General features: G+C 67.9%; 27 protein-coding genes. 18 read left to right on the top strand and 9 right to left on the bottom strand.

Annotated elements, in window-relative coordinates; all coding sequences use genetic code 11:
• Positions 1–2 precede the first annotated feature (2 nt).
• The 12 genes from mdh to BS69_RS0106780 all read left to right on the top strand — a co-directional run bounded on the left by mdh (position 3) and on the right by BS69_RS0106780 (position 13,277).
• Positions 3–965 carry a malate dehydrogenase gene (gene mdh, locus BS69_RS0106835; RefSeq protein ID WP_029941218.1) on the top strand — a complete coding sequence of 321 codons (963 nt, stop codon included), beginning with the start codon at positions 3–5 and terminating at the stop codon, positions 963–965.
• Entirely contained in the window at positions 958–1,428 is a 471-nt protein-coding gene (locus BS69_RS0106830; RefSeq protein WP_029941217.1) for a hypothetical protein, read from the top strand. The genes mdh and BS69_RS0106830 overlap by 8 nt, the downstream gene beginning before the upstream one ends.
• Positions 1,425–2,309 carry a succinate--CoA ligase subunit alpha gene (gene sucD, locus BS69_RS0106825; RefSeq protein WP_029941216.1) on the top strand — a complete coding sequence of 295 codons (885 nt, stop codon included), beginning with the start codon at positions 1,425–1,427 and terminating at the stop codon, positions 2,307–2,309. Before BS69_RS0106830 ends, sucD begins: the two co-directional genes overlap by 4 nt.
• Positions 2,310–2,404: 95 nt before the next feature.
• Positions 2,405–5,230 carry a 2-oxoglutarate dehydrogenase E1 component gene (locus BS69_RS0106820; protein ID WP_051676745.1) on the top strand — a complete coding sequence of 942 codons (2,826 nt, stop codon included), beginning with the start codon at positions 2,405–2,407 and terminating at the stop codon, positions 5,228–5,230.
• A 9-nt stretch (positions 5,231–5,239) separates the two neighbouring features.
• Positions 5,240–6,475: a 2-oxoglutarate dehydrogenase complex dihydrolipoyllysine-residue succinyltransferase gene (gene odhB / locus BS69_RS0106815; protein WP_029941214.1), complete on the top strand. Its 1,236-nt coding sequence runs from the start codon at positions 5,240–5,242 to the stop codon at positions 6,473–6,475.
• A gap of 9 nt (positions 6,476–6,484) precedes the next feature.
• On the top strand, positions 6,485–7,876 hold the full coding sequence (lpdA, locus tag BS69_RS0106810) for a dihydrolipoyl dehydrogenase (protein WP_029941213.1): 1,392 nt from the start codon (positions 6,485–6,487) through the stop codon (positions 7,874–7,876).
• Positions 7,877–7,886: 10 nt separating this feature from the next.
• Complete coding sequence (locus BS69_RS0106805; RefSeq protein WP_029941212.1) at positions 7,887–8,567, top strand: PepSY domain-containing protein; 681 nt, start codon at positions 7,887–7,889, stop codon at positions 8,565–8,567.
• A gap of 9 nt (positions 8,568–8,576) precedes the next feature.
• Positions 8,577–10,001, top strand: coding sequence for an NAD-dependent succinate-semialdehyde dehydrogenase (locus tag BS69_RS0106800; protein ID WP_029941211.1), 1,425 nt, complete (start codon positions 8,577–8,579; stop codon positions 9,999–10,001).
• On the top strand, positions 9,998–10,357 hold the full coding sequence (locus BS69_RS0106795) for a DUF423 domain-containing protein (RefSeq protein ID WP_084184350.1): 360 nt from the start codon (positions 9,998–10,000) through the stop codon (positions 10,355–10,357). Before BS69_RS0106800 ends, BS69_RS0106795 begins: the two co-directional genes overlap by 4 nt.
• A gap of 62 nt (positions 10,358–10,419) precedes the next feature.
• A complete protein-coding gene (locus BS69_RS0106790; protein ID WP_029941209.1) occupies positions 10,420–11,334 on the top strand; it encodes an ATP-grasp domain-containing protein in 915 nt (304 codons plus the stop codon).
• Positions 11,331–12,365 (top strand): LLM class flavin-dependent oxidoreductase, encoded by a 1,035-nt coding sequence (locus BS69_RS0106785; RefSeq protein WP_029941208.1) that lies wholly within the window; start codon positions 11,331–11,333, stop codon positions 12,363–12,365. Before BS69_RS0106790 ends, BS69_RS0106785 begins: the two co-directional genes overlap by 4 nt.
• Before the next feature lie 123 nt (positions 12,366–12,488).
• Complete coding sequence (locus tag BS69_RS0106780; protein WP_029941207.1) at positions 12,489–13,277, top strand: arginyltransferase; 789 nt, start codon at positions 12,489–12,491, stop codon at positions 13,275–13,277.
• On the opposite strand, the gene BS69_RS0106775 is transcribed toward BS69_RS0106780, so the two are convergent.
• The gene (locus tag BS69_RS0106775; protein WP_051676595.1) at positions 13,274–13,942 is read right to left on the bottom strand and encodes a VIT1/CCC1 transporter family protein; all 669 of its coding nucleotides are present in this window, start codon (positions 13,940–13,942) and stop codon (positions 13,274–13,276) included. The two genes, BS69_RS0106780 and BS69_RS0106775, sit on opposite strands and share 4 nt — an antisense overlap.
• A 34-nt stretch (positions 13,943–13,976) precedes the next feature.
• On the bottom strand, positions 13,977–14,684 hold the full coding sequence (ctrA, locus tag BS69_RS0106770; protein ID WP_029941205.1) for a response regulator transcription factor CtrA: 708 nt from the start codon (positions 14,682–14,684) through the stop codon (positions 13,977–13,979).
• A gap of 303 nt (positions 14,685–14,987) precedes the next feature.
• Here ctrA and BS69_RS0106765 point away from each other — a divergent pair, with 303 nt between their 5' ends.
• From BS69_RS0106765 to BS69_RS0106755, 3 genes are all read left to right on the top strand, one after another.
• Positions 14,988–15,752 (top strand): RluA family pseudouridine synthase, encoded by a 765-nt coding sequence (locus BS69_RS0106765; RefSeq protein WP_084184348.1) that lies wholly within the window; start codon positions 14,988–14,990, stop codon positions 15,750–15,752.
• Positions 15,742–16,152, top strand: a complete 411-nt coding sequence (gene arfB, locus BS69_RS0106760; protein ID WP_029941203.1) for an alternative ribosome rescue aminoacyl-tRNA hydrolase ArfB — start codon at positions 15,742–15,744, stop codon at positions 16,150–16,152. Before BS69_RS0106765 ends, arfB begins: the two co-directional genes overlap by 11 nt.
• Positions 16,153–16,232: 80 nt before the next feature.
• Positions 16,233–16,604: a hypothetical protein gene (locus BS69_RS0106755; RefSeq protein ID WP_029941202.1), complete on the top strand. Its 372-nt coding sequence runs from the start codon at positions 16,233–16,235 to the stop codon at positions 16,602–16,604.
• A gap of 18 nt (positions 16,605–16,622) precedes the next feature.
• On the opposite strand, the gene BS69_RS0106750 is transcribed toward BS69_RS0106755, so the two are convergent.
• Entirely contained in the window at positions 16,623–16,937 is a 315-nt protein-coding gene (locus tag BS69_RS0106750) for a hypothetical protein (protein ID WP_156956941.1), read from the bottom strand.
• 37 nt (positions 16,938–16,974) lie between these two features.
• On the bottom strand, positions 16,975–17,592 hold the full coding sequence (locus BS69_RS0106745; protein ID WP_169738068.1) for a hypothetical protein: 618 nt from the start codon (positions 17,590–17,592) through the stop codon (positions 16,975–16,977).
• 119 nt (positions 17,593–17,711) lie between these two features.
• Between BS69_RS0106745 and BS69_RS0106740 the strand changes: the two genes are divergently transcribed.
• The 3 genes from BS69_RS0106740 to BS69_RS13645 are packed head-to-tail and all read left to right on the top strand — an operon-like array spanning position 17,712 to position 21,006.
• Complete coding sequence (locus tag BS69_RS0106740; protein ID WP_029941199.1) at positions 17,712–17,981, top strand: YdeI/OmpD-associated family protein; 270 nt, start codon at positions 17,712–17,714, stop codon at positions 17,979–17,981.
• Positions 17,982–19,055 (top strand): hypothetical protein, encoded by a 1,074-nt coding sequence (locus BS69_RS0106735; protein WP_029941198.1) that lies wholly within the window; start codon positions 17,982–17,984, stop codon positions 19,053–19,055.
• 46 nt (positions 19,056–19,101) lie between these two features.
• Entirely contained in the window at positions 19,102–21,006 is a 1,905-nt protein-coding gene (locus BS69_RS13645) for a TIR domain-containing protein (protein ID WP_029941197.1), read from the top strand.
• 4 nt (positions 21,007–21,010) lie between these two features.
• On the opposite strand, the gene nadA is transcribed toward BS69_RS13645, so the two are convergent.
• The 5 genes from nadA to BS69_RS0106705 all read right to left on the bottom strand — a co-directional run bounded on the left by nadA (position 21,011) and on the right by BS69_RS0106705 (position 24,903).
• Positions 21,011–22,021, bottom strand: a complete 1,011-nt coding sequence (gene nadA / locus BS69_RS0106725) for a quinolinate synthase NadA (RefSeq protein WP_029941196.1) — start codon at positions 22,019–22,021, stop codon at positions 21,011–21,013.
• A 21-nt stretch (positions 22,022–22,042) separates the two neighbouring features.
• Positions 22,043–22,777: a hypothetical protein gene (locus BS69_RS0106720; RefSeq protein WP_051676594.1), complete on the bottom strand. Its 735-nt coding sequence runs from the start codon at positions 22,775–22,777 to the stop codon at positions 22,043–22,045.
• 66 nt (positions 22,778–22,843) lie between these two features.
• The gene (locus BS69_RS0106715; protein ID WP_051676593.1) at positions 22,844–23,551 is read right to left on the bottom strand and encodes a DUF4230 domain-containing protein; all 708 of its coding nucleotides are present in this window, start codon (positions 23,549–23,551) and stop codon (positions 22,844–22,846) included.
• Positions 23,539–24,372: an MBL fold metallo-hydrolase gene (locus tag BS69_RS0106710; RefSeq protein ID WP_029941193.1), complete on the bottom strand. Its 834-nt coding sequence runs from the start codon at positions 24,370–24,372 to the stop codon at positions 23,539–23,541. Before BS69_RS0106710 ends, BS69_RS0106715 begins: the two co-directional genes overlap by 13 nt.
• A gap of 54 nt (positions 24,373–24,426) precedes the next feature.
• Positions 24,427–24,903: a hypothetical protein gene (locus BS69_RS0106705; RefSeq protein WP_029941192.1), complete on the bottom strand. Its 477-nt coding sequence runs from the start codon at positions 24,901–24,903 to the stop codon at positions 24,427–24,429.
• Between the last annotated feature and the right edge of the window lie 60 nt (positions 24,904–24,963).

Here is a 24,963-nt window from a genome sequence, read left to right as displayed (position 1 = left end):
CCATGGCCCGCAAGAAGATCGCCCTCATTGGCGCCGGCAATATCGGCGGCACCCTTGCCCACCTCGCCGCCCAGAAAGAGCTTGGCGACATCGTCCTGTTCGACGTGGTCGAGGGCGTGCCGCAGGGCAAGGCGCTCGACCTCAGCCAGTGCGGCCCGGTCGAGGGCTTCGACGCCAAGGTGACCGGCTCGAACGACTATGCCGACATCAAGGGCGCCGACGTCATCATCGTCACCGCCGGTGTCGCCCGCAAGCCGGGCATGAGCCGCGACGACCTGCTCGGCATCAATTTGAAGGTGATGAAGGCGGTCGGCGAGGGCATCAAGGCGAACGCGCCCGACGCCTTCGTCATCTGCATCACCAATCCGCTCGACGCGATGGTCTGGGCGCTGCGCGAATTCTCGGGGCTCCCGCACAACAAGGTCGTCGGCATGGCCGGCGTGCTCGACTCGGCGCGCTTCGCCCACTTCCTCGCCGAGGAATTCGGCGTGTCGGTCCGCGACGTGAACGCCTTCGTGCTCGGCGGCCACGGCGACACCATGGTCCCGGTGACCAGCTACACCACCATCAGCGGCATCCCGGTCGATGACCTCGTCGCCATGGGCAAGTCGTCGAAGGAAAAGATCGCCGAGATCGTCAAGCGGACCCGCGGCGGCGGCGGTGAGATCGTCGCGCTCCTCAAGACCGGCTCGGCCTATTACGCCCCGGCGACCAGCGCGATCGCCATGGCAGAGGCCTATCTCGGCGACCAGAAGCGGATCCTGCCCTGCGCGGTCTATGTCGACGGCAAGTACGGCCTCGACGGCCTTTACGTTGGCGTTCCGGTGGTGATCGGTGCCGGCGGCGCGGAGGAGATCATCGAGATCGCCCTCGACGACGAGGCCAAGGCCAATCTCCAGGTCAGCGTCGACGCGGTCAAGGAACTCCTCGATGCCTGCAAGCAGATCGACCCCAGCCTTGGGTAAGGCACGCCTGCTCGTCGCCGGATCGCTTCTCCTCTTCGGCTCGGTCGCCCATGCCGAGGATGCGCAGTTGATCGCCGAAACGGTCGCAGCCGGGATCGGGTGCGCGGTCGCGACGGGCGAAGAGCGGGTCGATACGCTTTACTTCGCGGGTAAGCCCGGCTGGACTCAGGACGCCGTCAGCGGAACCGTCACGGGGCAGACCGGAAAGGTCGTCATCGCGTTCGCGAAGGATCCCGATGGGGTCGTTCGATCCTGCGAAGCCACAGCGAAGATGGCATCTCAGGCCGATCAGGACCAAGTTCTCAAGGCGCTCCAGGTCCTTCTCAGAAAGACACTCGTCGACGGACAGCCCTGGCAATTCGCCACGGCATCGGGGCCGCGCAATCTTACCATCATTCCGGATCGGATCTCGGCAACGCCCGCAATCCGTTTCGTCAGCAAATCATCGGCAGGCACCAAATGAGCATCCTCGTCAACAAGAACACCCGCGTCATCACCCAGGGCATGACCGGGGAGACCGGCACCTTCCACACCAGCCAGGCGCTCGCCTACGGGACCCAGATGGTCGGCGGCGTCACGCCGGGGAAGGGCGGGACCACTCACCTCGACCTGCCGGTGTTCGACACGGTTCATGAGGCGGTCGAGAAGACCGGTGCCGATGCGAGCGTCATCTACGTCCCGCCGCCCTTCGCCGCCGATTCGATCCTCGAGGCGATCGACGCCGAAGTGCCGCTGATCGTCGCAATCACCGAGGGCATTCCGGTGCTCGACATGGTCAAGGTCAAGCGCGCGCTTTCGGGCTCCAAGTCGCGGCTGATCGGGCCGAACTGCCCGGGCGTGCTGACGCCGGGCGAGTGCAAGATCGGCATCATGCCCGGCAACATCTTCTCCAAGGGCTCGGTGGGCGTCGTCTCGCGCTCGGGCACGCTGACCTATGAAGCGGTGTTCCAGACCACCAACGAGGGCCTCGGCCAGACCACCGCGGTCGGAATCGGCGGCGATCCGGTCAAGGGCACCGAGTTCATCGACATGCTCGAGATGTTCCTTGCCGACGACGCGACCAAGTCGATCATCATGATCGGTGAGATCGGCGGCAGCGCCGAGGAAGAGGCCGCGCAGTTCCTCGCCGACGAGGCGAAGCGCGGTCGTTCGAAGCCGACCGTCGGCTTCATCGCTGGCCGCACCGCACCTCCGGGCCGCCGCATGGGCCACGCCGGGGCGATCGTCTCGGGCGGCAAGGGCGACGCGGAATCGAAGATCGCCGCGATGGAAGCCGCTGGAATCCGCGTGTCGCCGAGCCCATCTGAGCTTGGCAAGACGCTGAAGGAACTGCTGCAGGGCTAGGAAAACGCGCCTTGTCCCGGCGCAGGCCGGGAAATCCGTGTTTTTGTGACTATATTGCCTGAGGTTCTGGCCGTCGCCGGGACGACGAGGATGTGATGGACGAGATCGAGATCGAGCAGGGACCGAGCTGGCAACGGGCGAACTGGCCGTCGGCCGATCTCGACGATCTCAATGCCGGGCTCGACCCCACTCGGTCGGGAATTGAGAAGGTCGCTGCCAAGGCCAAGGAAAAGGCCGTCGCCGCCGGGGCCTCCGACGCCGAGGTCCGCCGCGCCGCCGAGGACAGCATCCAGGCGATGATGCTGATCCGCACCTACCGGGTGCGCGGCCACCTCGCCGCCGACCTCGATCCGCTTGGCCTCAGCCAGCGCGAGCTTCCGGCCGATCTCACGCCCGAGTTCCACGGCTTCACCGCCGCCGACATGGACCGCCCGATCTTCATCGGTGGCAATCTCGGGCTCGAGACCGCGACCGTGCGCGAGATCGTGGCGATCCTGCGCAAGAATTACTGCGGCAAGATCGGCCTCGAATATATGCACATCAACGATCTTGGGGAGCGCCGCTTCCTCCAGGATCGGATGGAAGGCCGCGACAAGGGCGTCAGCTTCACCCCCGAGGGCAAGCAGGCGATCCTCGAGAAGGTGATCCACGGCGAGCAGTGGGAGAAGTTCCTTGCTCGCAAGTACGTGGGCACCAAGCGCTTCGGCCTCGACGGCGGCGAGAGCATGATTCCCGCGCTCGAAGCGGTGATCAAATATGGCGGGCAGGCGGGGGTCGAGGAGATCGTCGTCGGCATGGCCCATCGCGGCCGGCTGAACGTCCTCGCCAACGTGATGGGCAAGCCCTATCGCGCCATCTTCAACGAGTTTGCCGGCGGCAGCGCCAACCCGCAGGACGTGGGCGGCTCGGGCGACGTCAAATATCACCTCGGCACCTCGAGCGACCGCGAATTCGAGGGGATCAAGGTCCACCTCTCGCTCCAGGCCAATCCGTCGCACCTCGAGGCGGTCAATCCGGTCGTGCTCGGCAAGGCACGCGCGGTCCAGGTGATCAAGGCCGACGCCGAGGGCGACAAGGTCCTTCCGATCCTGCTCCACGGCGACGCGGCCTTTGCCGGCCAGGGCATCGTCTGGGAGTGCCTGAGCTTTTCCGGCCTCCCCGGCTACGGCACCGGCGGCTGCATCCACTTCGTCATCAACAACCAGGTCGGCTTCACCACCAGCCCGCAGTTCGCGCGATCGTCGCCCTATCCGAGCGACGTCGCCAAGGGCATCCAGGCCCCGATCCTCCACGTCAACGGCGACGACCCGGAAGCGGTCACCTTCGCCTGCAAGCTTGCGACCGAATTCCGCCAGGAGTTCAACCGCGACATCGTCATCGACATGTGGTGCTACCGCCGCTTCGGCCACAACGAGGGCGACGAGCCGAGCTTCACCCAGCCGCTCATGTATGCCGCGATCCGCCAGCATCCGCCGGTGAGCAAGCTCTATGGCGACCGGCTGGTCGCCGAGGGAGTGGTCGACCAGGCTTGGATCGACGCGCGCACCAATGATTTCGTCGCGCATCTCGAGGCCGAATTCGAGGCGGGCGCGACCTACCTCCCCAACAAGGCCGACTGGTTCGAGGGCCGCTGGGCCGGATTGAATCGCCCGGCCGAGCCGGTCGAAGGGCGCCGCAACACCGGCACCGCGATCGGCGAGGATGAGGTCGCGCGGCTGGGCAAGGTGCTGACGCACGTTCCCGCCGACCTCACGATCCACAAGACGCTGCAGCGAATCCTCGACGCCAAGAAGGCGATGTTCGACACTGGCGCCGGCTTCGACTGGGCGACCGCCGAGGCGCTCGCCTTCGGTGGTCTGATCGCCGAGGGGCACAATGTCCGACTGTCGGGGCAGGACAGTGGCCGAGGCACCTTCAGCCAGCGTCACGCGGTCTGGACCGATCAAAAGGACGGCCACAAATTCGTGCCGCTGACCACGATCGAGGGCGGCCGCTTCGAGGTCCGCGATTCGCCGCTCAGCGAGTTCGGCGTGCTCGGCTTCGAATATGGCTACAGCCTCGCCGATCCGCGCACCCTGGTGCTGTGGGAAGCGCAGTTTGGCGACTTCGCCAATGGCGCGCAGGTCATCATGGACCAGTTCATCGCCAGCGGCGAAGCCAAGTGGCTGCGCGCGAGCGGGCTCGTCCTGCTGCTGCCGCACGGCTTCGAGGGCCAGGGGCCGGAGCATAGCTCGGCCCGGCTCGAGCGCTATCTGCAGCTCTGCGCCGAGGACAATATCCAGGTCGCCAACTGCACCACGCCGGCCAATTACTTCCACCTGCTGCGGCGCCAGTTGCTGCGCGACTTCCGCAAGCCGCTGGTGGTGATGACGCCCAAGTCGCTGCTCCGCCACAAGCTCGCAGTCTCGAATGTCGGCGACTTCACCGGCGAATCGCACTTCAAGCGGATTCTGTCGGATCTGACCCCGCCAGCCGAGGGCCAGACCCGGCGCCTCGTCCTCTGCTCGGGCAAGGTCGCCTACGAGCTGATGGAAGCGCGCGACGCCGCCGGAGCGAGCGACGTCGAGATCCTGCGGATCGAGCAGCTCTATCCTTTCCCGGCCGAGCCTCTGGTCAAGCGCCTGGCCGCGATGCCGGCGCTCGAGGAACTGGTCTGGTGCCAGGAAGAGCCGCGCAACAACGGCAGCTGGTTCTTCGTCGAATCCTATCTGGAAGATTGCCTGCGGGCCGCGGGCAAGCCGCTGCGTCCGCGTTATGCCGGCCGTGCCGCCTCGGCCTCGCCGGCGACCGGACTTGCCAAGCGGCATGTCGCCGAACAAAGCGCGCTGATCGCCGATGCGCTCGGCACCGCCCGGGCTGACGCGGCGGCGACCGATGCCGCGGTGGACACCGTGCGCCATGCCGGCAAAGCGAACGCGTAAGGGAGAAGCATGGGCATCGAAGTCAAAGTCCCGGCACTGGGCGAAAGCATCACCGAAGCGACGCTCGGCGCGTGGCTGAAGAAGCCGGGCGACGCGGTCGCAGTCGACGAACCCGTCGCCAGCCTCGAGACCGACAAGGTCAGCGTCGACGTGCCGTCGCCGGTCGCCGGCGTGTTCGGCGAGGCGCTGGTCGCCGAAGGTGACACGGTCAATGTCGGCGCGGTGATCGCGACGATCGGCGAGGGCAGCGGCGCTGCTGCTGCTCCGGCCACCAAGCCGGCCGAGCCTGCCGCTGCACCGGCACCGGCCGCAGCTTCCACCTCGGGTCACGAGATCACCGACGAGCAGGCGCAGGCCCTGCGCCTTTCGCCCTCGGTCCGCCGCGCGGTCCAGGAAAGCGGGATCGATGCCGCGAGCCTGACCGGTACCGGCAAGGACGGACGGATCACCAAGGAAGACGTCGCCAAGGCGAGCAGCGCTCCGGCTCCGGCCGCCGCCGCGCCGGCCCCCGCCAAGGCGTCGGTCCCGGCGTCGCCCAAGGGCGAGCGTAGCGAGGAACGGGTCAAGATGACCCGCCTGCGCCAGACCATCGCGACCCGGCTCAAGGACGCGCAGAACACCGCCGCGCTGCTGACGACGTTCAACGACGTCGACATGACCGAGGTGATCGCCGCCCGCGCCCGCTACAAGGACCTGTTCGAGAAGAAGCACGGCATCCGCCTCGGCTTCATGGGCTTCTTCACCAAGGCCGCCGCGCTCGCCGCTCGTGACGTGCCGTCGGTCAATGCCCGCATCGAGGGCGACGAGATCGTCTACCACAATTACCTCGACGTCTCGGTCGCGGTCTCGGCCCCCAAGGGCCTGGTGGTGCCGGTGGTCCGCTCGGCCGACCAGATGAGCTTCGCCGAGATCGAGCGCACGATCGCCGACTTCGGCGCCCGCGCCAAGGCCGGCACGCTGACCGCCGACGACATGAAGGGCGGCACCTTCACCATTTCCAACGGCGGCGTCTTCGGGAGCCTGATGAGCACCCCGATCATCAACCCGCCGCAGTCGGCGGTGCTCGGCCTTCACCGGATCGAGGAACGGCCGGTGGTGAAGGACGGCCAGATCGTCGCCCGCCCGATGATGTATCTGGCGCTCTCCTACGACCACCGCCTGGTCGACGGCCGCGAGGCGGTCACCTTCCTGGTGCGGATCAAGGAAGCGATCGAGGATCCGACCCGGCTCCTCATCGATCTCTAGGATTTGAACATGGCTGATTACGATTACGACGTGCTGGTCATCGGTGCCGGCCCCGGCGGCTACGTGGCCGCGATCCGCGCCGCGCAGCTCGGGCTCAAGACCGCCTGCGCCGAAAGCCGCGAGACGCTCGGCGGAACCTGCCTCAACGTCGGCTGCATCCCGTCGAAGGCGCTGCTCCACGCGAGCGAACTGTTCGAGGAAGCCGCGCACGGCCATATGGCCAAGTGGGGCATCACCGGCGAATTCAAGTTCGACCTCGCCAAGATGCACGACGGTCGCCGCGAGGCCGTCGGCGGCCTCACCAAGGGCGTCGAATTCCTGTTTAAGAAGAACAAGGTGACCTGGCTCAAGGGCCTCGCCAAGTTCACCGCGGCCGACACGGTCGAGGTTGCCGGCCAGACGGTCCGCGCCAAGAACATCGTCGTTGCCACCGGTTCGTCGGTCACCCCGCTTCCGGGCGTCACCGTCGACCAACAGCGCATCGTGGACTCGACCGGTGCACTCGAGCTTCCCGAAGTGCCGAGCCACCTCGTCGTCATCGGCGGCGGCGTGATCGGGCTCGAACTTGGGTCTGTCTGGCGCCGGCTCGGGGCCAAGGTCACCGTGGTTGAATATCTCGACCAGATCCTCCCCGGCATGGACGAGGAAATCCGCAAGGAAGCCAACAAGATCTTCAAGAAGCAGGGCTTCGAATACAAGCTCGGCACCAAGGTCACCGGGGCCGAGGCGACCGCCAACGGCGTCACCGTCACGGTCGAACCCGCCAAGGGCGGCGCGGCCGAGACGATCGAGGCGAGCCATGTGCTGGTGTCGATCGGTCGTCGTCCGAACACCGAAGGCCTCGGTCTCGACGCCGCCGGACTCAGCCTCAACCAGCGCGGCCAGATCGAGACCGATCACAGCTTCCGCACGAGCGTGCCCGGCATCTGGGCGATCGGCGACGTCATCCCCGGCCCGATGCTCGCGCATAAGGCCGAGGACGAGGGCATTGCGGTCGCCGAGAATATCGCGGGCCTCACCGGCATCGTGAACCACGCGATCATCCCGAGCGTCGTCTACACCACCCCGGAAATCGCCGGCGTCGGCCTGACCGAGGAGCAGGCCCGCGCCGGCGGCGAGGTCAAGGTCGGCAAGTTCCCGATGATGGCCAATAGCCGCGCCAAGACCAACGGCGAGCCCGACGGCCTCGTCAAGGTGATCGCCGACGCCAAGACCGACCGCGTGCTCGGCGTGTGGATGATCAACAACCTTGCCGGCACGATGATCGCGCAGGCCGCGCAGGCGATGGAGTTTGGCGCCACGTCCGAGGACATTGCCTACACCTGCCACGCCCACCCGACCCACGCCGAGGCCTTCAAGGAAGCGGCGATGGCGGTGACCGGCAAGCCGATCCACGTCTGATCCACCGCGCGTGAAGCTCCGGGCCACCCTTCGCCGCTGGCATGTGTGGCTCGGCTGGATCGTCGGCCTGCCGCTCCTGTTCTGGACGGTGTCGGGCCTCGTCATGGTGTGGAAGCCCATCGACGAGGTGCGGGGCACCGACCTCCTGCGCCCGCTCGATCCGGTCACCCTGACCGCCCCCGCGGTGCTTCCGAGCGAGGTCGCGGGGCTGCCCCTGGCCAAGGTCAGCCTCGAGAGCCGCGCCGCGGGTCCGCGCTGGATCATCGAACTGAGGAACGGCCCGACCCGGATCGCCGACCCCGCTACCGGTCAGCTGCTTCCCTCGCCAAGCGCCGCCGACGCCGCCGTCGAGGTCATGCGCCGCTACACGGGCACGGCGCGGATCGCCTCGGTCGAGCGGACCGGCGCCGATGCCCCGCCGCTCGAACTGCGCCGGCCGCTCGCGACCTGGCAAGTGAACCTCAGCGATGGCACCCACATCTTCGTCGATGCCCAGACCGGCGGGGTGATTGCGACCCGCACCCGGTGGTGGCGCTTCTACGACTGGATGTTCGGGCTCCATGTCATGGACCTCAAGGAGCATGAGGACACCCACAATGTCTTCGTCGTCGGCTTCGCGGCGGTGGCGCTGCTGACGGTCCTGCTCGCCCTTGTCCTGCTGCCGCTGGTAGTCCGCCGCCGCCGCGCCTAGATAGGGCGCATGTCCTACGAAGCCGAGCTCAAGCTCTTCATCGACGGCGCCTGGCGCCAGGGGGAGGGCGACCGCGCTCCCGTCATCAACCCCGCGACCGGTCAGGCCATCGCCGAAGTGCCGCTCGCCAGCGCCGCCGAGCTCGACGAGGCGCTCGAGGCGGCGAACCGTGCCTGGCCGGCCTGGCGCGCGACCGACGTCGAGGCGCGCGGCGCGATCCTCCACAAGGCCGCCGCCCTGTTGCGTGAGCGGGCGCAGGACATCGGGATGCTGCTGACGCAGGAGCAGGGCAAGCCGCTTCCCGAGGCGGTGGGCGAGGTCCACGGCGCCGCGCAGATGTTCGATTATTATGCCGAGGAGGCGAAGCGCCAGGGCGGCCGCGTGCTGGTCCGTCCGACCGGCCAGCGCTCGATCGTCATTCCCCAGCCGGTCGGTCCGACCGCGACCTTCACGCCTTGGAATTTCCCGATCTACCTTCTCGCCAAGAAGGTCGCCGCGGCGCTGGCGGCGGGCTGCACCGTCATTTCCAAGCCGCCCGAGGAGACTCCTGGCTGCACCGGCGCTATGGCCAGGGCGCTCGACGACGCCGGCATCCCCAAGGGCGTGTTTCAGCTGGTCCACGGCGTGCCCGACACCGTGTCGCGCCACATCATCGGCTCGCCGGTCATCCGCAAGATCAGCTTCACCGGCTCGACCGCGGTCGGCAAGCACCTGATGAAGCTCGCCGCCGACGGCATGAAGCGCATCACCATGGAGCTTGGCGGCCACGCCCCGGTGCTCGTCTTCGACGACTGCGACCTCGACAAGACGCTCGACATGATCGTCCCGCAGAAATTCCGTAATGCCGGCCAGGTCTGCGTCTCGCCGACCCGTTTCTACGTCCAGGAAGGCATTTACGACGCCTTCGCCAAGGGCTTTGCCGAACGCACCGCCAAGGTGAAGATCGGCAACGGGCTCGAGGCCGAGACCAGGATGGGACCGCTCGCCAACCAGCGGCGGCTGCCGGCCATCGCTGGCCTCGTCGAAGATGCCCGGGCCAAGGGGGCGCGCGTGCTGGCGGGCGGTGAGGCGGGCGACGCCGGCTTCTTCTTCCAGCCGACCGTGCTCGCCGACGTGCCCAACGAGGCGCAGGCGATGAACGTCGAACCGTTCGGCCCGCTCGCGCTCATGCGCAGCTTCAAGTCCGAGGACGAGGCGCTGCACGAGGCCAACCGGCTTCCCTTCGGGCTCGCCGCCTTCGTGTTCACCGAGAACGGCCGCCGCGCCAACCGGCTCGGCGACGGGATCGAGAGCGGGATGGTGGGGATCAACACCTTCGCGATTTCGAGCGCCGACGCGCCGTTCGGCGGGGTCAAGGAATCGGGGTCGGGCTCCGAGGGCGGGGTCGAGGGCCTGCAGAGCTACCAGGTCACCAAGGCCATCCACCAGGCGTGAGCCGGCGGCTGACCGCGACCGGGGCCCTGATCGCGGCGGCCGCGGTCGGCCTTGGCGCGTTCGGCGCACATGCGCTGAAAGATCGGCTCGACACCGAGGCGATCGGCTGGTGGCAGACCGCGACCTTCTACCTCCTCACTCATGCGGTGGCGGCGGTCGCGATCGGGCTTGCGAAGCGGCCACGCCTCGCCCTCGCCGGCGGACTGCTGGCAGGCGGAAGCCTGCTCTTCGCGGTCACTCTCTACGCCATGGCGCTGGGACTTCCCCGCTGGCTCGGCGCCATTACGCCGCTCGGCGGCACGGCGATGATCGCCGGCTGGCTGCTGCTCGCCTGGCGGGCCTTGCGAGAGGGCTGAGCCGCAGCTAGCAAGCGGCCGCCCACGTGCTCGGGCAAGCGCACTTCAGCCGAAGGAAGCGAATGCCCGAGCTTGCCATCCTCTACGAGCATCCCCTGTGGTTCGAGCCCTTGTTCGCGGCGCTCGACCGCGCGGGCATCGACTATGTTAAAATCTCCGCCGGCGACCACGACTTCGATCCGGCTGGCTCGCCCCCGCCGGCTCCCGTCGTCCTCAACCGCGTCGCCATGTCGAGCTTCCTGCGCGAGCCCGAGCATCCGCTCTTTTACGCGATCGCGCTGCTCGACCATTGGCGACGGCAGGGCGCGACCATCCTCAACGGCCCCGAGGTGATGGCGGTCGACAGCAGCAAGGCGCGGCAACTCTCGCTGCTGCAGGGCCTCGGCCTCGCCACCCCGCGCACCCGCGTCGTCCATCGTGCCGCCGACCTCGCCAAGGCAGCCGAGGCGATCGGCTATCCCCTGCTGGTCAAGGCCAATGTCGGCGGGTCGGGCGCGGGGATCATGCGCTTCGACAGCCGCGCCGAGCTGGAGGCGGTGGTCGCGGCGGGCGAGGCTCCAGCCTCGGTCGATCGCGTGCTGCTGGTGCAGGAAGCCATCCCCGCGCGAGATGGCGTCATCTGGCGGCTTGAGACCCTCGGCGGCCGCTTCCTTTACGCCATCAACGTCGATGGCGCGGGGCAGTTCGACCTCTGCCCGGCCGATGCCTGCGACGACGAGCGCGGCACCCCCATCGCCATGACCGCGTTCGCGCCGCCGCCCGACATCGTGGCTGCGGCCGAACGGGTCGCGCAGGCCATGGGCATGGATGTCGGCGGGGTCGAGGTGATGGTCGACGACCGCGACGGGACGTCGAAATTCTACGACATCAATGCCCTCTCGAACTTCGTCGCGCGGCCGGTGCAAGTGCTTGGCTGGGATCCGCACGACCGGCTGGTCGAATGGCTCAAGGCAAGGATCGCGGAGGCGCGGGCATGAGGTTCGGTTACTGGATGCCGGTGTTCGGCGGCTGGCTTCGCAACGACCCCGACGAGGGTCCGGCGGCAAGCTGGGACGCGGTGCGCGACCTTACCCTGCGCTCGGAAGCAAAGGGCTGGGACCTGTCCCTCATCGCCGAGCTCTACCTCAACGACATCAAGGGGATCGAGGAGCCCGCGCTGGACGCCTGGAGCACCGCCGCGGCGCTCGCGGCGGTGACTCGCAGCATCGAGCTGATGGTCGCGGTGCGGCCCAATTTCCACCATCCCGCCCTGCTCGCCAAGCAGGCGGCCAACATCGACCGCATCTCCAATGGGCGGCTCGCGCTCAACGTCGTCTCCAGCTGGTGGAAGGCGGAGGCCGAGCAATATGGCCTCGCCTTCGACCAGCATGACGACCGCTATGCCCGCACCGCCGAGTGGCTGACCGTGGTCGACGGGCTGTGGCGCGAGGCGCGCTTCTCCCACCAGGGCGAACGCTACCAGCTGCGCGATGCGATCGTCTCGCCCAAGCCGGTCCGCCGGCCCGTCGTCTATGCCGGCGGTGAGAGCGAGGCCGCCAAGACGCTCATCGCCACCCAGTGCGACGCCTATGTCATGCACGGCGATCCCGTCGAGGCCATCGCCGCAAGAATCGCCGACATGCGCGCGCGGCGGGAAAAGGTGGGCGGGCCGCCGATGCCGTTCGGCATGGCCGCCTACGTCATCGTCCGCGACACCGAGGCCGCGGCAAAGGCCGAGCTCGAGCGGATCACCGCCATGCCCAGCGAGCCGCCGCCCGGCTTTGCGAATTTCGACCAGTGGCTGTCGGGGACCGAGCTCGAGCGAACGCTCAAGCTGCAGGAGTATAGCGTCTCGAACCGCGGGCTCCGGCCCAACCTCGTCGGCACCCCCGAGCAGGTCGCCGAGCGGATCCGCGCCTATGAGGCGGTCGGGCTCGATCTCCTGCTCCTCCAGATGAGCCCGCAGGCCGAGGAAATGGACCGCTTTGCCGACACGGTGATGGCGCCGATGCGGGCCGGGAAACTGTAGCGCTGACCCGAAGCGGTACAGGCTTTGGGCTTAACCATCTTTGGGCGGGAGCGGGGCCTTCCCATGGGCGTTGGTCGAGCGCATAAACACTTTCGTAACCATTTCTGATCCGAAGGCCCCGGCTTGAGCGCTCCGTTCCGCTTCCCGAAATTCTTCGTCACCTCGCCGGCGCCTTGTCCGTATCTTCCGGGCAAGATCGAGCGGAAGGTGTTCACGGAGCTGTCGGGCCACCATGCGGGTGAGCTCAACGAGGCACTGGGCCGGATCGGCTTCCGCCGCTCGCAGTCGGTCGCCTACCGGCCGAGCTGCGTCGAGTGCCAGGCGTGCGTCTCGGTCCGCGTTGCGGCCAATGAGTTCGAGCCTTCGGCCACGCAGCGCAAGCTGCTCCGCCGCCATGCCGATCTCGAGGTCACCGCCTGCAAGCCGTGGACCACCGAGGAGCAGTTCGATCTCCTCCGCCGCTATCTTGCCGTGCGCCACCCCGGCGGCGGCATGGCCGAGATGGACGAGAACGATTTCGCCGACATGGTCGAGCAGACCCCGGTCCGCACCTATGTCGTCGAATATCGCGAACCCTCGGTCGATGGCCGCCCGGGCCGTCTGGTCGGCGCCTGCCTCAGCGACCAGCAGAGCGACGGGCTGAGCATGATCTACAGCTTCTACGACCCCTCGCTCAGCGACCGGAAGGGGCTTGGGACCTTCATCATCCTCGACCACATCATCCGCGCCGCGCGGGCGGGCCTGCCCTACGTCTACCTCGGCTATTGGGTCGAGGGGTCCGAGCGCATGGCCTACAAGGCCAAGTTCCGCCCGATCGAACGGCTTGGCCGCGACGGCTGGAAGCGGTTCGATCCGGGTCCGGTGATCGGAAGCGCGGGCAAGGTCCGCGCGCCCGGGCTCAGCAAGGTCTAGCCGACCGCGGTCCCGAACAGGCGGCCGACCCCGGCCGTCACCAGCATCGCCATCGCGCCCCAGAAACCGACCCGAAGGACCGATCGTCCGACCGGCGCGCCGCCGAGCTTCGCCCCGACCGCGCCGAGGATGACGAGGCACAGCAGCGAGACGATGACGACCGCCGGAATGAGCATTCCGACGGGCACCAGCAGCACTGCCAGCAGAGGCGCACCGGCCCCGGCGGTGAAGGTGAGGGCGGAGGTGATCGCGGCCTGGAGCGGCCTCGCCGAGGTGATTTCCGAAATGCCGAGTTCGTCGCGGGCGTGGGCACCCAGCGCATCATGCGCCATCATCTGCCCGGCGACCTCGAGCGCGAGAGCCTTCTCGACACCGCGCTCCTCGTAGATCTTGGCCAGCTCGAGCTTCTCGGCCTCGGGGATGGTGGCGAGCTCGGTCCGTTCGCGATCGAGGTCGGCCTTTTCGGTGTCGGCCTGGCTGCTGACCGAGACATATTCGCCCGCCGCCATCGACATCGCGCCAGCGACCAGCGCGGCGACCCCGGCTATCAGCACTTCGTTGCGGCCGGCGGCCGATGCGGCGACGCCGACGATCAGGCTGCCGGTCGAGACGATCCCGTCATTGGCGCCGAGAACCGCGGCCCGCAACCAGCCGATCCGCTCCATGGCATGGCGTTCGCCGTGCCTCGGAGCCACAAGATCAGGCAACGGCCGCTTCGGCCATCTCGACGTCGCCCGCGTCGCGCAGCACGTAGCCGCGGCCCCAGACGGTCTCGATGTAATTGTCGCCGCCGCAGGCGAGACTCAGCTTCTTGCGGAGCTTGCAGATGAACACGTCGATGATCTTGAGCTCGGGCTCGTCCATCCCGCCGTAGAGGTGGTTCAGGAACATTTCCTTGGTGAGCGTGGTGCCCTTGCGGAGCGAGAGCAGCTCCAGCATCGCATATTCCTTGCCGGTGAGGTGCACGCGGGCACCGTCGACCTCGACCGTCTTGGCGTCGAGATTGACCGCCAGCTTGCCGGTGCGGATGACCGACTGGCTGTGACCCTTCGAGCGGCGGACGATGGCGTGGATGCGGGCGACCAGCTCGTCGCGGTGGAAGGGCTTGGTGACATAATCGTCGGCGCCGAAGCCCAGCGCGCGGACCTTCGAGTCCATCTCGCCGATGCCCGAGAGGATGAGCACCGGGGTCGAGACCTTGGCGGTGCGGAGCTTCTTCAGCACGTCATAGCCGTGCATGTCGGGCAGATTGAGGTCGAGCAGGATGATGTCGTAGTCGTAGAGCTTGCCGAGATCGAGGCCTTCTTCCCCGAGGTCGGTGGTGTAGACGTTGAACCCCTCGGTCCCGAGCATCAGCTCGATCGACTTGGCGGTGGTCGGCTCATCCTCGATCAGCAGAACGCGCATTTCTCAATTCCCCCGTTCAAGGAGCAGCCAAGCGTTACGACGGCTTAACGGCCCTGAAGCGTGCATTAACCATTAGCCGTGTCGCCTGAAAAGGTTAACATGCCCTAAACATCTGGATTCCGGTGGAATCGTTGCGCCGCTGCATCAGTTTTCCACAGGAAAACCGCCGATCCGGCGGGCCATTGTCGTTCCTTCGCTCAACCGATGGCTCGATAATGGAATCGATTGTCAACGCCGCGGAGCAGGAAGAATGGCGGCGGGAAGAGGGGTGCGGCGGGAGCGGGCTTGGGGTAGGGGCCGCTGATGATCCTCTCCGACCTCGTGCTGTTCATCGACGGCGAAGCCCTGGTGATCGACAAGCCCGCGGGGCTTCCGGTCGACACGCCCAAGCGCGGCGGCGACAGCATCGAGCGGCGCCTGGACGAGCTCAAGGCAGGCTTCAAGCGGCCGCCGACGGCGATGCACCGTCTCGACCAGGACACGTCGGGCTGCCTGCTTTTCGCCCGCCACCCGAGCGCGCGCGCGGTCTTCCAGCAGGCGTTCGAGGCCGGCTCGGTCGAGAAGACCTATCTCGCACTCCTCGCGGGCACGATCGAGGGCGAGGAAGGGACGATCGACCTGCCGCTTTCCAAGAAGAGCAGCGCCGAAGCCGGCTGGCGGATGGTTGGCGACCCCAAGGGGCAGCGGGCGGTGACAAACTGGCGCAAGCTCGCGGAGCGCGATGACCGTACCCTGGTCGAGTTCAAGCCGCTCACCGGCCGCACCCACCAGATACGGGTCCATGCCCGCGAGGGGCTGGGCAAGGGCATCGTCGGCGACCGTGTCTACGGCGTGCCGGGCGGCCCGATGCTGCTCCACGCCGCGCGGCTGGTCGTGCCGCGGCCCAAGAAGCCCGCTATCGACGTCACTGCCCCGCTCCCGGCGCATTGGGGTGAATGGGCGGAGCTGGCGGCTGGCGTCCTCCCGGCGCAGGCCGGAACCTCGGGCGAGTTGGCGCCGGGCCTTCCTGAGGTCCCCGCCTCCGCGGGGACGACGGAGGTGGCTGGGAACTCGGACGATGAAGCCTGAGGACGTCCGCGTCCCCGAGGAGGCGCTGTCCGAAACCTTCCTCGCGAGCACCGGGCCGGGCGGGCAGAACGTCAACAAGGTCGCGACCGCCTGCCAGCTGCGCTGCAACGTCTACGCGCTCGGCCTGCCGCTGCACGCCTATGAGAAGCTCAAGATCCTGGCGGGCTCCAGGCTGACGCAGGGCGGTGAGCTCGTCATCACCGCGCGCACCCACCGCACCCGCGAAGCCAATCGCGAGGAAGCGCGCCGCCGCCTCGCGACCCTGATCTCCGATGCGCATCACCAGGACGCCCGCCGCCGCCCGACCAAACCCAGCCGCGCCGCCAAGGCGAAACGGGTCGACAGCAAGAAGGGCCGCGGGGCGGTCAAGGCGATGCGGGGGAAGGTGGCACTGGACTGATCCGCGCCGAAGCGAGAGGATGCGCCGAGACCAACAGGAGGCTGCGTCATGTCACTGCTCCCGCTCGCGATCGCTTCAGCTTGGCATCGGCGCCCGCCACCTTTCCGTCTTCGACGAACTGGTCCGTCGCCGCCGAGCCACCCTCGGGCAAGGCGGTGGTGCTGAACCAGATTACCGTCGCCCCGGATTCGGCGTTACTCTGGAACGGCTCGCGGGTGACCGATGCCCAGGTCCTTTCCTACGCGAAGATCGTCGCCCAATTGCAGCCCGGACCGGTAACGGCACTGGTGCTCCGGCCGGGCGTCACCGATGAGCGCCGCGGCGCGCTCATCTCGCTGTTGAACGATGCCGGCATCTGTACGGTCAATCATCCCTGCACCCTGGTCGAGAACTGGGCGGCCGAAGTCGCCATCAATCCGCCACCGCCGCCGCCCGCCCCACCCGCAGGCTGAGCTTGGTCGGAGCGCGTCTCAGCTGAAGTTCGGGACGGTGCCGGCGAAACAGGGAATCGCCGCCGCTGCGTGACCGATGACCAGCAGTGCTGCCCAAAGCATGCGCCGTCGCGCGAAGGCGTCGGCCAGGACCAGACCGTAAATCGGGAATTGCAGCAGCGACGCGGCCAGCGAGATCCTGCCGAGGCTGTCACCCTGAATCAGGGTGAGGAGCATGGGCACCGGGAAGAGTGCGCGCGCAAATCCGTAATCGCCATGTCCCGCGCCAGCCGACAGGAGCGCGAGGAACAGGGCCGGCAGGGACGCGAGGACGCCGGCCAACGCGCCGGTCACGCGGGCGCGGCGAACTCTCAACGTTCCGAAGTCCGTATTAGCGGATCGACTGGGCCCAGGCCTTCAGCTGCGGGAGCAGCTTCTTGTAGGCCTCGGCATCAGTCGAATCCGCAAAGGCATAGAGGCTGATCATGCGGCCGTTCACGGCAGTCATGCAGCCGGCAACCGCCTGCGTCTGTGAATCGGACGCGGTGGCCGTCGTCGCCCTACCGCCGATATAGACGCAGACATCGTCTCGTCCCCGAGGTCCGAATTCCCCGGTGACCTTGGTCGGCTCGCCAAGCTGCCTGGTCTTCCCCTTCGAGATTTCGCCGGGCACTTCTTCGAGCTGCTTGCTCATCTCGGGTGTCTCCATCGCATCGCCAAGCTCCTTGAGAAGCTCGGCGCGGCTGACCTCGGCATTGAGTGCGGCGACCGGCGTCTTCACCAGCAGATAGCGTCGGGCCGCGGTCTTGCGGCACTCGGTCAGCGAAAGCAGCGTGACATTGTCGACGTCGGGCGCCGCCAGGGCCTGGAAGATGCCGATGTCGTCGCCGCTCGGAAGGCAGAATCCGGCCGGGATGGGCACCACGTTCCGCACGGCACCGATCTGCACCACCTGCTCGCCTTTCGGCGCAGGCGCGGCGGCAAGAGCGGTCGCGGCCGCCAACATCATGATCATAAGCATTTACTCCCCCTTGGTACCGGCAGTCTGCCCGGGCCGCCGGCAAAGTCCAAAGAAGATTTGCGTGCTCGCTGTTGCGGTCGATCCGAAGTGCGGCAATCCTCCAGCGCATGGCGACGACGACCCTTGCCGGCGGCACTGTCCACGACTTGCCCGACGACCTCGCGGAGGCGCTCAAGGCGTCGCAGCCGGCTCGCATGACCTGGGCCGAAATCACGCCGCTCGCGCGCAACGAGTGGATCTGCTGGGTGACCAGTCCGAAGAAGGTCGAAACCCGGGCGAAGCGCATCGCGTGGGGGATCGAGAGCCTGTCCGAAGGCAAGCGTCGGCCCTGCTGCTGGCCGGGCTGTCCGCATCGCGAGCGCAACGGAAAGGCGTAGGTGGCAGCGGCTGGGATCGTCATGCTGGCGGCGCTGGCCGCCGATCCCGCGCCCCCCGCATGGCAGGGCGTGTGGCAGGGGACGATCGGGCCCTATCCGGTGCAGATGTGCTTCGAGCAGCGCGACTGGGGCGACCTCGGCGCATATTATTATCGCAGCCGGGCCGCGCTGATCGCGCTCGACAGGGACGAGGCCGGGCACTGGCGTGAGGGCAAGGATGGACCGAAGCTTAGAGTCGCGCCGGCGGGCCCCGACCGGCTCGCGGGCAGCTGGAGCGACAAGGACCGGTCCCTTCCGATCTCCCTCGTCCGGGCAGCGCCGCTTGCCGACGACGACGATGAGCGCCCCTGCGGCTCGCTCGCCTTCCATCGCCCGCGACTGGGCAAGGTCAGCTGGCAGCGCACGCCGGCCCGCATCGGACGTCTTGCCTATGAGAGGATTCGGTTAGTGCCGGGCAAGGGCTTCACGACGGTCAATGTCGACACTTTTGCCTTGGCGGCCGCTACGCCTGCGGCGGCCGCGATCAACGCGCGGGTCGCGCAGCAGCTCAAGACCGAGGACTGGTTCGACTGCCTGCGCGGCGCGGCGGCGATGCAGGGGACCGACGGCGACTATGACGACAGCTATACGCCGAAGGCGGTGCGCGGGCCTTTTCTGAGCGTCACGCACAATCTCGGCGGGTCGTGCGGCGGCGCGCATCCTTATTGGGACATCGAGCCGCTGACCTTCGATCTCGGCACCGGCGGGCTGGTCGAACTTGCGCGCTGGGTCTCACCGCGCGGCATGGTCCCGTCGAAGGAAAGCGACGGGGCGATCACCTATCAGCCCTCGCCGGCGCTCAAGCGCTTGCTCCGCGCGCGCTGGCCCAAGGGCGGCGACGACTGCGAGGCCGAGGTGTTCGATTATGCCTTCGGCTGGCGGATCGGACTGACGGCAGGCGGCCTCGGCTTCACCCCAAACCTGCCGCACGTCGCGCAGGGCTGCGCGGAGGAACTGAGCCTCAGCTTCGCCGAGCTTTCCCCGTTCCTGTCGGCGGAGGGGCAGGCAGGACGGAAGGCCATTGGCTCGCGCTGACCTCGGCCATTGCCGCGCCGTGCTTTTCCGGCAATCTTCCGTGCCGATGGCTGACGTGTTCCTGTCCTACAAAGCGGAAGACCGGCGGCGCATCCAGCCGCTGATCGAGGCGCTTCAGGCCGAGGGTTATTCGGTCTGGTGGGACCAGTATATCGCGACCGGCGATGACTGGCGGCAGACGATCGAGCACGAGCTAGACACCGCGCGCTGCGTCATCGTCGCCTGGAGCAAGCGCTCGGTCGGGCCCGAGGGCCAGTTCGTCCGCGACGAGGCGACCCGGGCCCAGCGGCGCCGGGTCTATGTCCCGGTGACCATCGACACTGTCCAGATCCCGCTCGGCTTCGGCGAGAGCCAGGCGGCCTCGCTGCGCGGGTGGAAGGGCGAGCGCGCCGATCCGCGCTTCCAGGCAGTGCTGGCGGCGGTGCACCGGGTGGTCGGGGCTCCGCCCGCGGCAACGCCGGTCCAGGCGACGCGGCAGGGGGTCGACCGCCGGCTGGTACTGGGCGGCGGCGTCGCGGCTCTGGCGGCGGCAGGAATTGGCGCCTGGGCCTGGTTCGGGCGAAGGCCCGCGGACGGCACCGACAGCATTGCCGTCCTTCCTTTCGCGAGCCTCAGCGCCGACCCCGCGCAGGCCTATTTCGCGGAAGGGATCGCGGGCGAGATCCGCAATACGCTGACCAAGGTCGAAGGGCTGAAGGTGGCCGGGAGCACCTCGTCGGACGCGGTGCGCGAGGACGACGCGCAGACCGCGGCGAGGAAGCTCGGGGTCGCCAACATCCTCACCGGGAACGTCCGCCAGACAGCGTCCACCATCCGGGTCACGACCGAGCTCATCGACGGCGAGACCGGGCTGACCAAATGGTCCCAGAATTACGATCGTGAGCCGGGCGACGTGATCAGCGTCCAGAGCGACATCGCGAGGAATGTCGCACGGGCGCTGTCGGTCGCGCTAAGCGCAAGCGTGCGAAGTGCGATCGCGGTGGGCGAGACCGGCAACATTGCCGCGCAGACTCTGGTCTTCCAGGCCCGCAACCTCAGCTACGAACTGACCGTGCCGGCGCTTCGGCAATGTATCGCCCTGCTCGACCAGGCGATCGCGCTCGATCCCGATTATGCGCGGGCCTATGCGATCAAGTCGTTCGTCGCCAACAACCTCGCCAGCCAGTCCGCGCCGTCGCCCGCGGCGCTGATGCAGGGACGGGCGGAAGCGGAGGGCCATGCCCGGAAAGCGCTCGCGCTGGCGCCGAAGCTGCCGATCGCCCGCTCGGCGCTGGCCTTCGCTTATTCGCTCACCCTCCAGGTCGCGGAAAGCCTGCGCGAGCATCGCATCGCGGTGTCGCTGGCGAGCGGCGATCCCGACGTCATCCGCAACTTCGGCTTCGCCCTGACCGCCAATGCCAATCATGCCGAGGCGTTGCGCTATGTCGACGAGGCCAAGGCTCTCGATCCGCTCAACTGGGCGTCGCACTATGCGCATGTGGTGGCGCTGGCCAATGCCCGGCGGTTCGCCGAGGCGGTGAGCTATTCGCGGCGCCTGCAGGCCCGGTCGCCCGAACTGTTCCGCTTTCCGGAAGTTGTCGGGCGCTCGCTGCTGATGCTCGGCAGGACCGAAGAGGCGGCGGCGGCCTATGGCGACAATGTCGAGGGGCAGGCATTGATCGCGGCGCGGGCCGGTCGGCGCGACGATGCCCTCGCGCGTCTCGCGCAGCTGGAGCGCAGTGCCGGGAAGGTCCGCGGCTTCTTCAGCGCGGCGAGTACCAATCTTCATTCCGTCAGAGCGCGGATCGAGGCCCAATTGGGCGAGGTCGACGGCGCGATGGAGTCGCTCGAACGCGCCTTCGAGGTGCGCGATTCCGATCTCCTGGCGCTCAAGGTCGACCCGTTCCTCGATCCCCTTCGCGGAAGTGCCCGCTTCGCCGCGCTGGTGGCGCGAATGAATTTCCCTGCGTGAGGCGTCAGTCGCCCGACGGGGTGGCGATCACCGGCTTGCCGACATCGCCTTGGCCAACGGTGCGGCCGGCCATCTCGAGCATCCGCTCGAGCGGCACGCGGGCGCGGTCCATGAGGTCGGCGTCGAGCTCGATCCGGGGTTCGAGGTCGCGCAGGGCGACGTACAGCTTCTCGAGCGTGTTCAGCGCCATGTACGGGCACATGTTGCAGTTGCAGTTGCCGTCGCCCCCGGGGACCCCGATGAAGGTCTTGTCGGGTGCGGCTTTCTCCATCTGATGGATGATGTGCGGCTCGGTCGCGACGAGAATGACCTCGGCCGGGCTGGCGGTGGCGAAATCGAGGATCGAGCGGGTCGAACCGACATGGTCGGCATGGTCGATGATGTGCGGCGGGCACTCGGGGTGCGCGGCGACCGGAGCGCCGGGATATTGCGCCTTTAGTTTGAGGAGTTCGGTCTCGCTGAACGCCTGATGGACGATGCAGATGCCCGGCCACAGCAGCATCTCCCGCCCGGTCTTGCGCGCCAGATAGCCGCCGAGGTGGCGGTCGGGGCCGAAGATGATCTTCTGCTCCCTGGGGATCTGGCTGAGGATGATGTCCGCGCTGGACGAGGTGACGATGATGTCGCTCTGCGCCTTCACGGCGGCCGAGCAGTTGATGTAGGTCAGCGCGATATGGTCCGGGTGGGCCGCGCGGAAGGCCGCGAACTGATCGGGCGGGCAGCTGTCCTCGAGGCTGCAGCCGGCGTCCATGTCGGGCAGGATGACGGTCTTCTGCGGTGACAGGATCTTGGCGGTCTCGGCCATGAAGCGGACACCGCAGAAGGCGATGACGTCGGCGTCGGTCGCCGCCGCCTTGCGGCTGAGGTCGAGACTGTCGCCGACGAAGTCCGCCAGGTCCTGAAGCTCGGGCTTCTGGTAGTAATGGGCGAGGATGACGGCGTTCCGCTCCTTCTTGAGGCGCTGGATCTCGCCGAGCAGGTCGACGCCCTTGAGGCTTGCATGGGGTGCGGACATGCCCCCGAGATAGGCGGGGCCTCAGCCCGCCGCAATGCTTGCGGCGAGCGCCTGGAAGGCCGGGGTCCGCGCGAGAAGCTCGATGGCGAGGTGGCTGACCACCAGCACGAGCGCGAGGGTCAGCGTGGCTGGGTGGACCCGGCCAAGGACCTTGCGATCGTGGCGGGCGAGGATCCCGACCATGAGCAGCTGGATGAGCGCAGCCGTAAGCTCGCCGGCGGTCTGGCCCATCAGCGGCATCGGCAGCAGACGGCCGAGCGCGGGCTCCATCACGATGATGCCGGTGCCGACCATCAGGCGGCGGTGCCATTCGACCTGCCGGCGCTTGACGATCGCGAGGGCGACCACGCCGGCAAAGGCGATCATGCCGACCTGGTTCAGGGCGAGGAAGAAGGGATTGGTGAAGAAGGGCGGCACCATGCCGACGCGGATCGCGCTAATGCCGGTGAAGCTGCCGAAGCCGACTACCCCGACCGCAAGAAGCAAAGCGAGCCAGCCGGTCTTGCGGTGAACCGCGACCTGCCCGGCCGAAATGAGGCTCGACTGGAGGACGTACATGGCGAGCCAGGTCACCATCAGCGCCCCGTGGACGTGCAGGAACCAGGGCACGGTCATGATGTTGACGAAGCCGCGCAGCTCGAACTGGATGAAGCCGAACAGGATGAAGGCCGTCAGCGCCACCGCGAAACGGGTGAAGAACGCCTGATCGGCCATGAACCCGCGCGCGGGTGCGGCGGAATACGCATTGCTTGCCATGCAAAATCCCCTGACGCCGCTCCCCTGCGGCCGCGCGCGAGTCCTTAGCGCAAATCCACCAAATTGTCAGCGGGCCTGGCGACGCTCGGCGAGCACCTGTTCGATCGAACGGCTGACGTCCCAGCGCTCACCGTCGCGAACGCCCGAGGCGGGGGTGACGACGCGAACGGTGACGGGGCCAAGTCCGGCGGCGTCGAGCGGGGCCTTGGCGAGGTCGGCGACGACCGTCTCGGCATTGGCCTGGGCCTTGGCGAGATTCTTGGGCTCGGCGGCGATCCGGCCTGCTTCGGCGGTGGCGAGCTGCGAGGCACGGCGGGCGAGGTTGGTCGAGGCGCCGCGGGTGACGAAGATCCCGCTGGTGCCGTGCACGGAGCGTTTCGCCTCATCGATGTTGGGCGGCTCGGCGGTGACCAGAGGCACGCGGATGACCAGGGTGCGGCTGGCCGGGTCCCAGCGATAGTCGTCGGCGCCGAGGGCCGAGAGATCAAGCGTGTAGCCGACGCTGTAAGGGATGGTCGCCTTCTGCGCCGAGCGGAGTGCGGGAATGGCGCCGGGGTCGACGCTGGTCACGTCGAGCGTGCCATTGACCTCACCGACCTTGAGCGCGGCCTTGTTGGCAAAGGTCGCCGACAGCACCCGGACGATGCCCTGCGCCTGCGCGAGCTCCTCCTCGACCTGCGCCTTTTCGGCTTGGCGGTTGACCCACCAACCAATCCCGCCGAGCAGCAGCGCGGCGAGGAGCAGCAGGGGCCAGTAGCGTTTTAGACCTTCCACGTATCGCCAACGCGGGACAAGGCCCCGCGCTCCTCGAGCGTGATGAGATGGGCGAGCGCAGTTGCTTCGGCGGCGCGGACCAGCCGGGGGTCGAGCGCGGGATAGGCGCGCGCGGTCAGCGCAGCGACGTCACCGGCTTGCTCCTCCACCAGGCGGAGGAGCTGGCGCTCGCGCTGGACCCGGTGGGTGAGAAGCCCGCGCAGAAGCCGCTGGGGGTCCGCGACCGGCTCGCCATGCGCCGGGTGGTAGATGGTCTCGGGGCGCGCCTGGAGCTTGGCGAGGCTCTTCATATAGTCGCCCATGTGGCCGTCGGGCGGGATCACGACGGTAGTCGACCAGCCCATCACATGGTCGCCGCTAAACAGGCGCTCGCCGGCCGCGAAGCAAAGGTGGTTGGAGGTGTGGCCGGGGGTGTGGACCGCCTCGATAGTCGTTCCGCCAAGCGCGACCCGCTCACCATCGGTCAGCACCCGGTCGGGGGCGTAATCGGCGTCGAAGCCCGCTTCCTGGCTGCCGGGAATGACCAGCGGCGCGCAGCCCCAGAGGGGCGCGCCGGTCGCCGCGCGCAAGGGAGCGGCGCCAGGACTGTGGTCGCGGTGGGTGTGGGTGACGAGGATGGCGTCGACCGGTCGGCCGGCGATGGCGGCAAGGATCGCCGCAATATGGTCGGGGTCGGCGGGGCCGGGATCGAGGACAGCGAGCCGGTCGGTTCCGATCAGGTGCACCCACGTCCCCTCCCCGGTGTAGGGCGAGGGGTTGGGCGCGAGCAGCCGGGCGAGATCGTCGGCGAGGGGGTAGAGGCGGCCGGGCTCGTGGGTCACCGGCCGAGGAAAAGCAGAGGAGTGCCCTGACGGCAACTCCTCTGCCCCTCCCTGTTATTTCTTGTCGGCCTTGAGCCTCGCGATCTCGGCGCTGAGCTGCGCGAGGACGTTGGAACGGACATTGTCGGGAATGTCCTTGTTTTCCGAGATTCTCTTCTGCGCCTGCTCCAGCGCGGCGAGGCGGTTCTCGCCCTTGGCGCAGACCATGATCCGGGTCTCGGTCTTCTTGCCGTCCTTCTCGCCGGTGGCGTCGGACGAGACCTGGGTCCCATCGTTGCATTTGGCGACGATCATCGCGTGGTCGCCGTGCATGTGCGCCATGTGCTCGGCATGGGTGGCTGCGTCGGCGCCATCCTTGCCGCCCTGGATGATGACGACCTTGCGCTCCTCGACCCGCATCTTCTCCTTGGGCGCGTCCTTGTCATCCTTGCGGATGACCACGACTTCGCTGACGACTTTCTGGCCGGTCGCGGCCGGCGGTGCCGGCGGCGCGGCCTGCACGGCGGCGGCGAGCATGAGCAGATTGAGCACGGCAATTCCCCTGATGGTTGCGTCCCTGAAACGAGGACTGCCGCCGCCCGGTTAAACCGC

The sequence above is a fragment of the Sphingomonas astaxanthinifaciens DSM 22298 genome, from assembly GCF_000711715.1.
In the GTDB taxonomy this organism is placed as follows: Bacteria; Pseudomonadota; Alphaproteobacteria; order Sphingomonadales; family Sphingomonadaceae; genus Sphingomicrobium; species Sphingomicrobium astaxanthinifaciens_A.
This window is presented reverse-complemented; position numbering and strand designations above follow the sequence as displayed.

What these genes read in the sequence shown, in the direction of transcription:
- BS69_RS0106720 (WP_051676594.1), bottom strand. Translation starts at nt 22,777, where the DNA reads ATGGCAAGCAATGCGTATTCCGCCGCACCCGCGCGCGGGTTCATGGCC.
- mdh (WP_029941218.1), top strand. Translation starts at nt 3, where the DNA reads ATGGCCCGCAAGAAGATCGCCCTCATTGGCGCCGGCAATATCGGCGGC.
- BS69_RS13645 (WP_029941197.1), top strand. Translation starts at nt 19,102, where the DNA reads ATGGCTGACGTGTTCCTGTCCTACAAAGCGGAAGACCGGCGGCGCATC.
- BS69_RS0106820 (WP_051676745.1), top strand. Translation starts at nt 2,405, where the DNA reads ATGGACGAGATCGAGATCGAGCAGGGACCGAGCTGGCAACGGGCGAAC.
- lpdA (WP_029941213.1), top strand. Translation starts at nt 6,485, where the DNA reads ATGGCTGATTACGATTACGACGTGCTGGTCATCGGTGCCGGCCCCGGC.
- BS69_RS0106740 (WP_029941199.1), top strand. Translation starts at nt 17,712, where the DNA reads ATGGCGACGACGACCCTTGCCGGCGGCACTGTCCACGACTTGCCCGAC.
- BS69_RS0106800 (WP_029941211.1), top strand. Translation starts at nt 8,577, where the DNA reads ATGTCCTACGAAGCCGAGCTCAAGCTCTTCATCGACGGCGCCTGGCGC.
- BS69_RS0106765 (WP_084184348.1), top strand. Translation starts at nt 14,988, where the DNA reads ATGATCCTCTCCGACCTCGTGCTGTTCATCGACGGCGAAGCCCTGGTG.
- nadA (WP_029941196.1), bottom strand. Translation starts at nt 22,021, where the DNA reads ATGTCCGCACCCCATGCAAGCCTCAAGGGCGTCGACCTGCTCGGCGAG.
- BS69_RS0106775 (WP_051676595.1), bottom strand. Translation starts at nt 13,942, where the DNA reads ATGGAGCGGATCGGCTGGTTGCGGGCCGCGGTTCTCGGCGCCAATGAC.
- BS69_RS0106745 (WP_169738068.1), bottom strand. Translation starts at nt 17,592, where the DNA reads ATGATGTTGGCGGCCGCGACCGCTCTTGCCGCCGCGCCTGCGCCGAAA.
- ctrA (WP_029941205.1), bottom strand. Translation starts at nt 14,684, where the DNA reads ATGCGCGTTCTGCTGATCGAGGATGAGCCGACCACCGCCAAGTCGATC.
- arfB (WP_029941203.1), top strand. Translation starts at nt 15,742, where the DNA reads ATGAAGCCTGAGGACGTCCGCGTCCCCGAGGAGGCGCTGTCCGAAACC.
- BS69_RS0106790 (WP_029941209.1), top strand. Translation starts at nt 10,420, where the DNA reads ATGCCCGAGCTTGCCATCCTCTACGAGCATCCCCTGTGGTTCGAGCCC.
- sucD (WP_029941216.1), top strand. Translation starts at nt 1,425, where the DNA reads ATGAGCATCCTCGTCAACAAGAACACCCGCGTCATCACCCAGGGCATG.
- BS69_RS0106785 (WP_029941208.1), top strand. Translation starts at nt 11,331, where the DNA reads ATGAGGTTCGGTTACTGGATGCCGGTGTTCGGCGGCTGGCTTCGCAAC.
- odhB (WP_029941214.1), top strand. Translation starts at nt 5,240, where the DNA reads ATGGGCATCGAAGTCAAAGTCCCGGCACTGGGCGAAAGCATCACCGAA.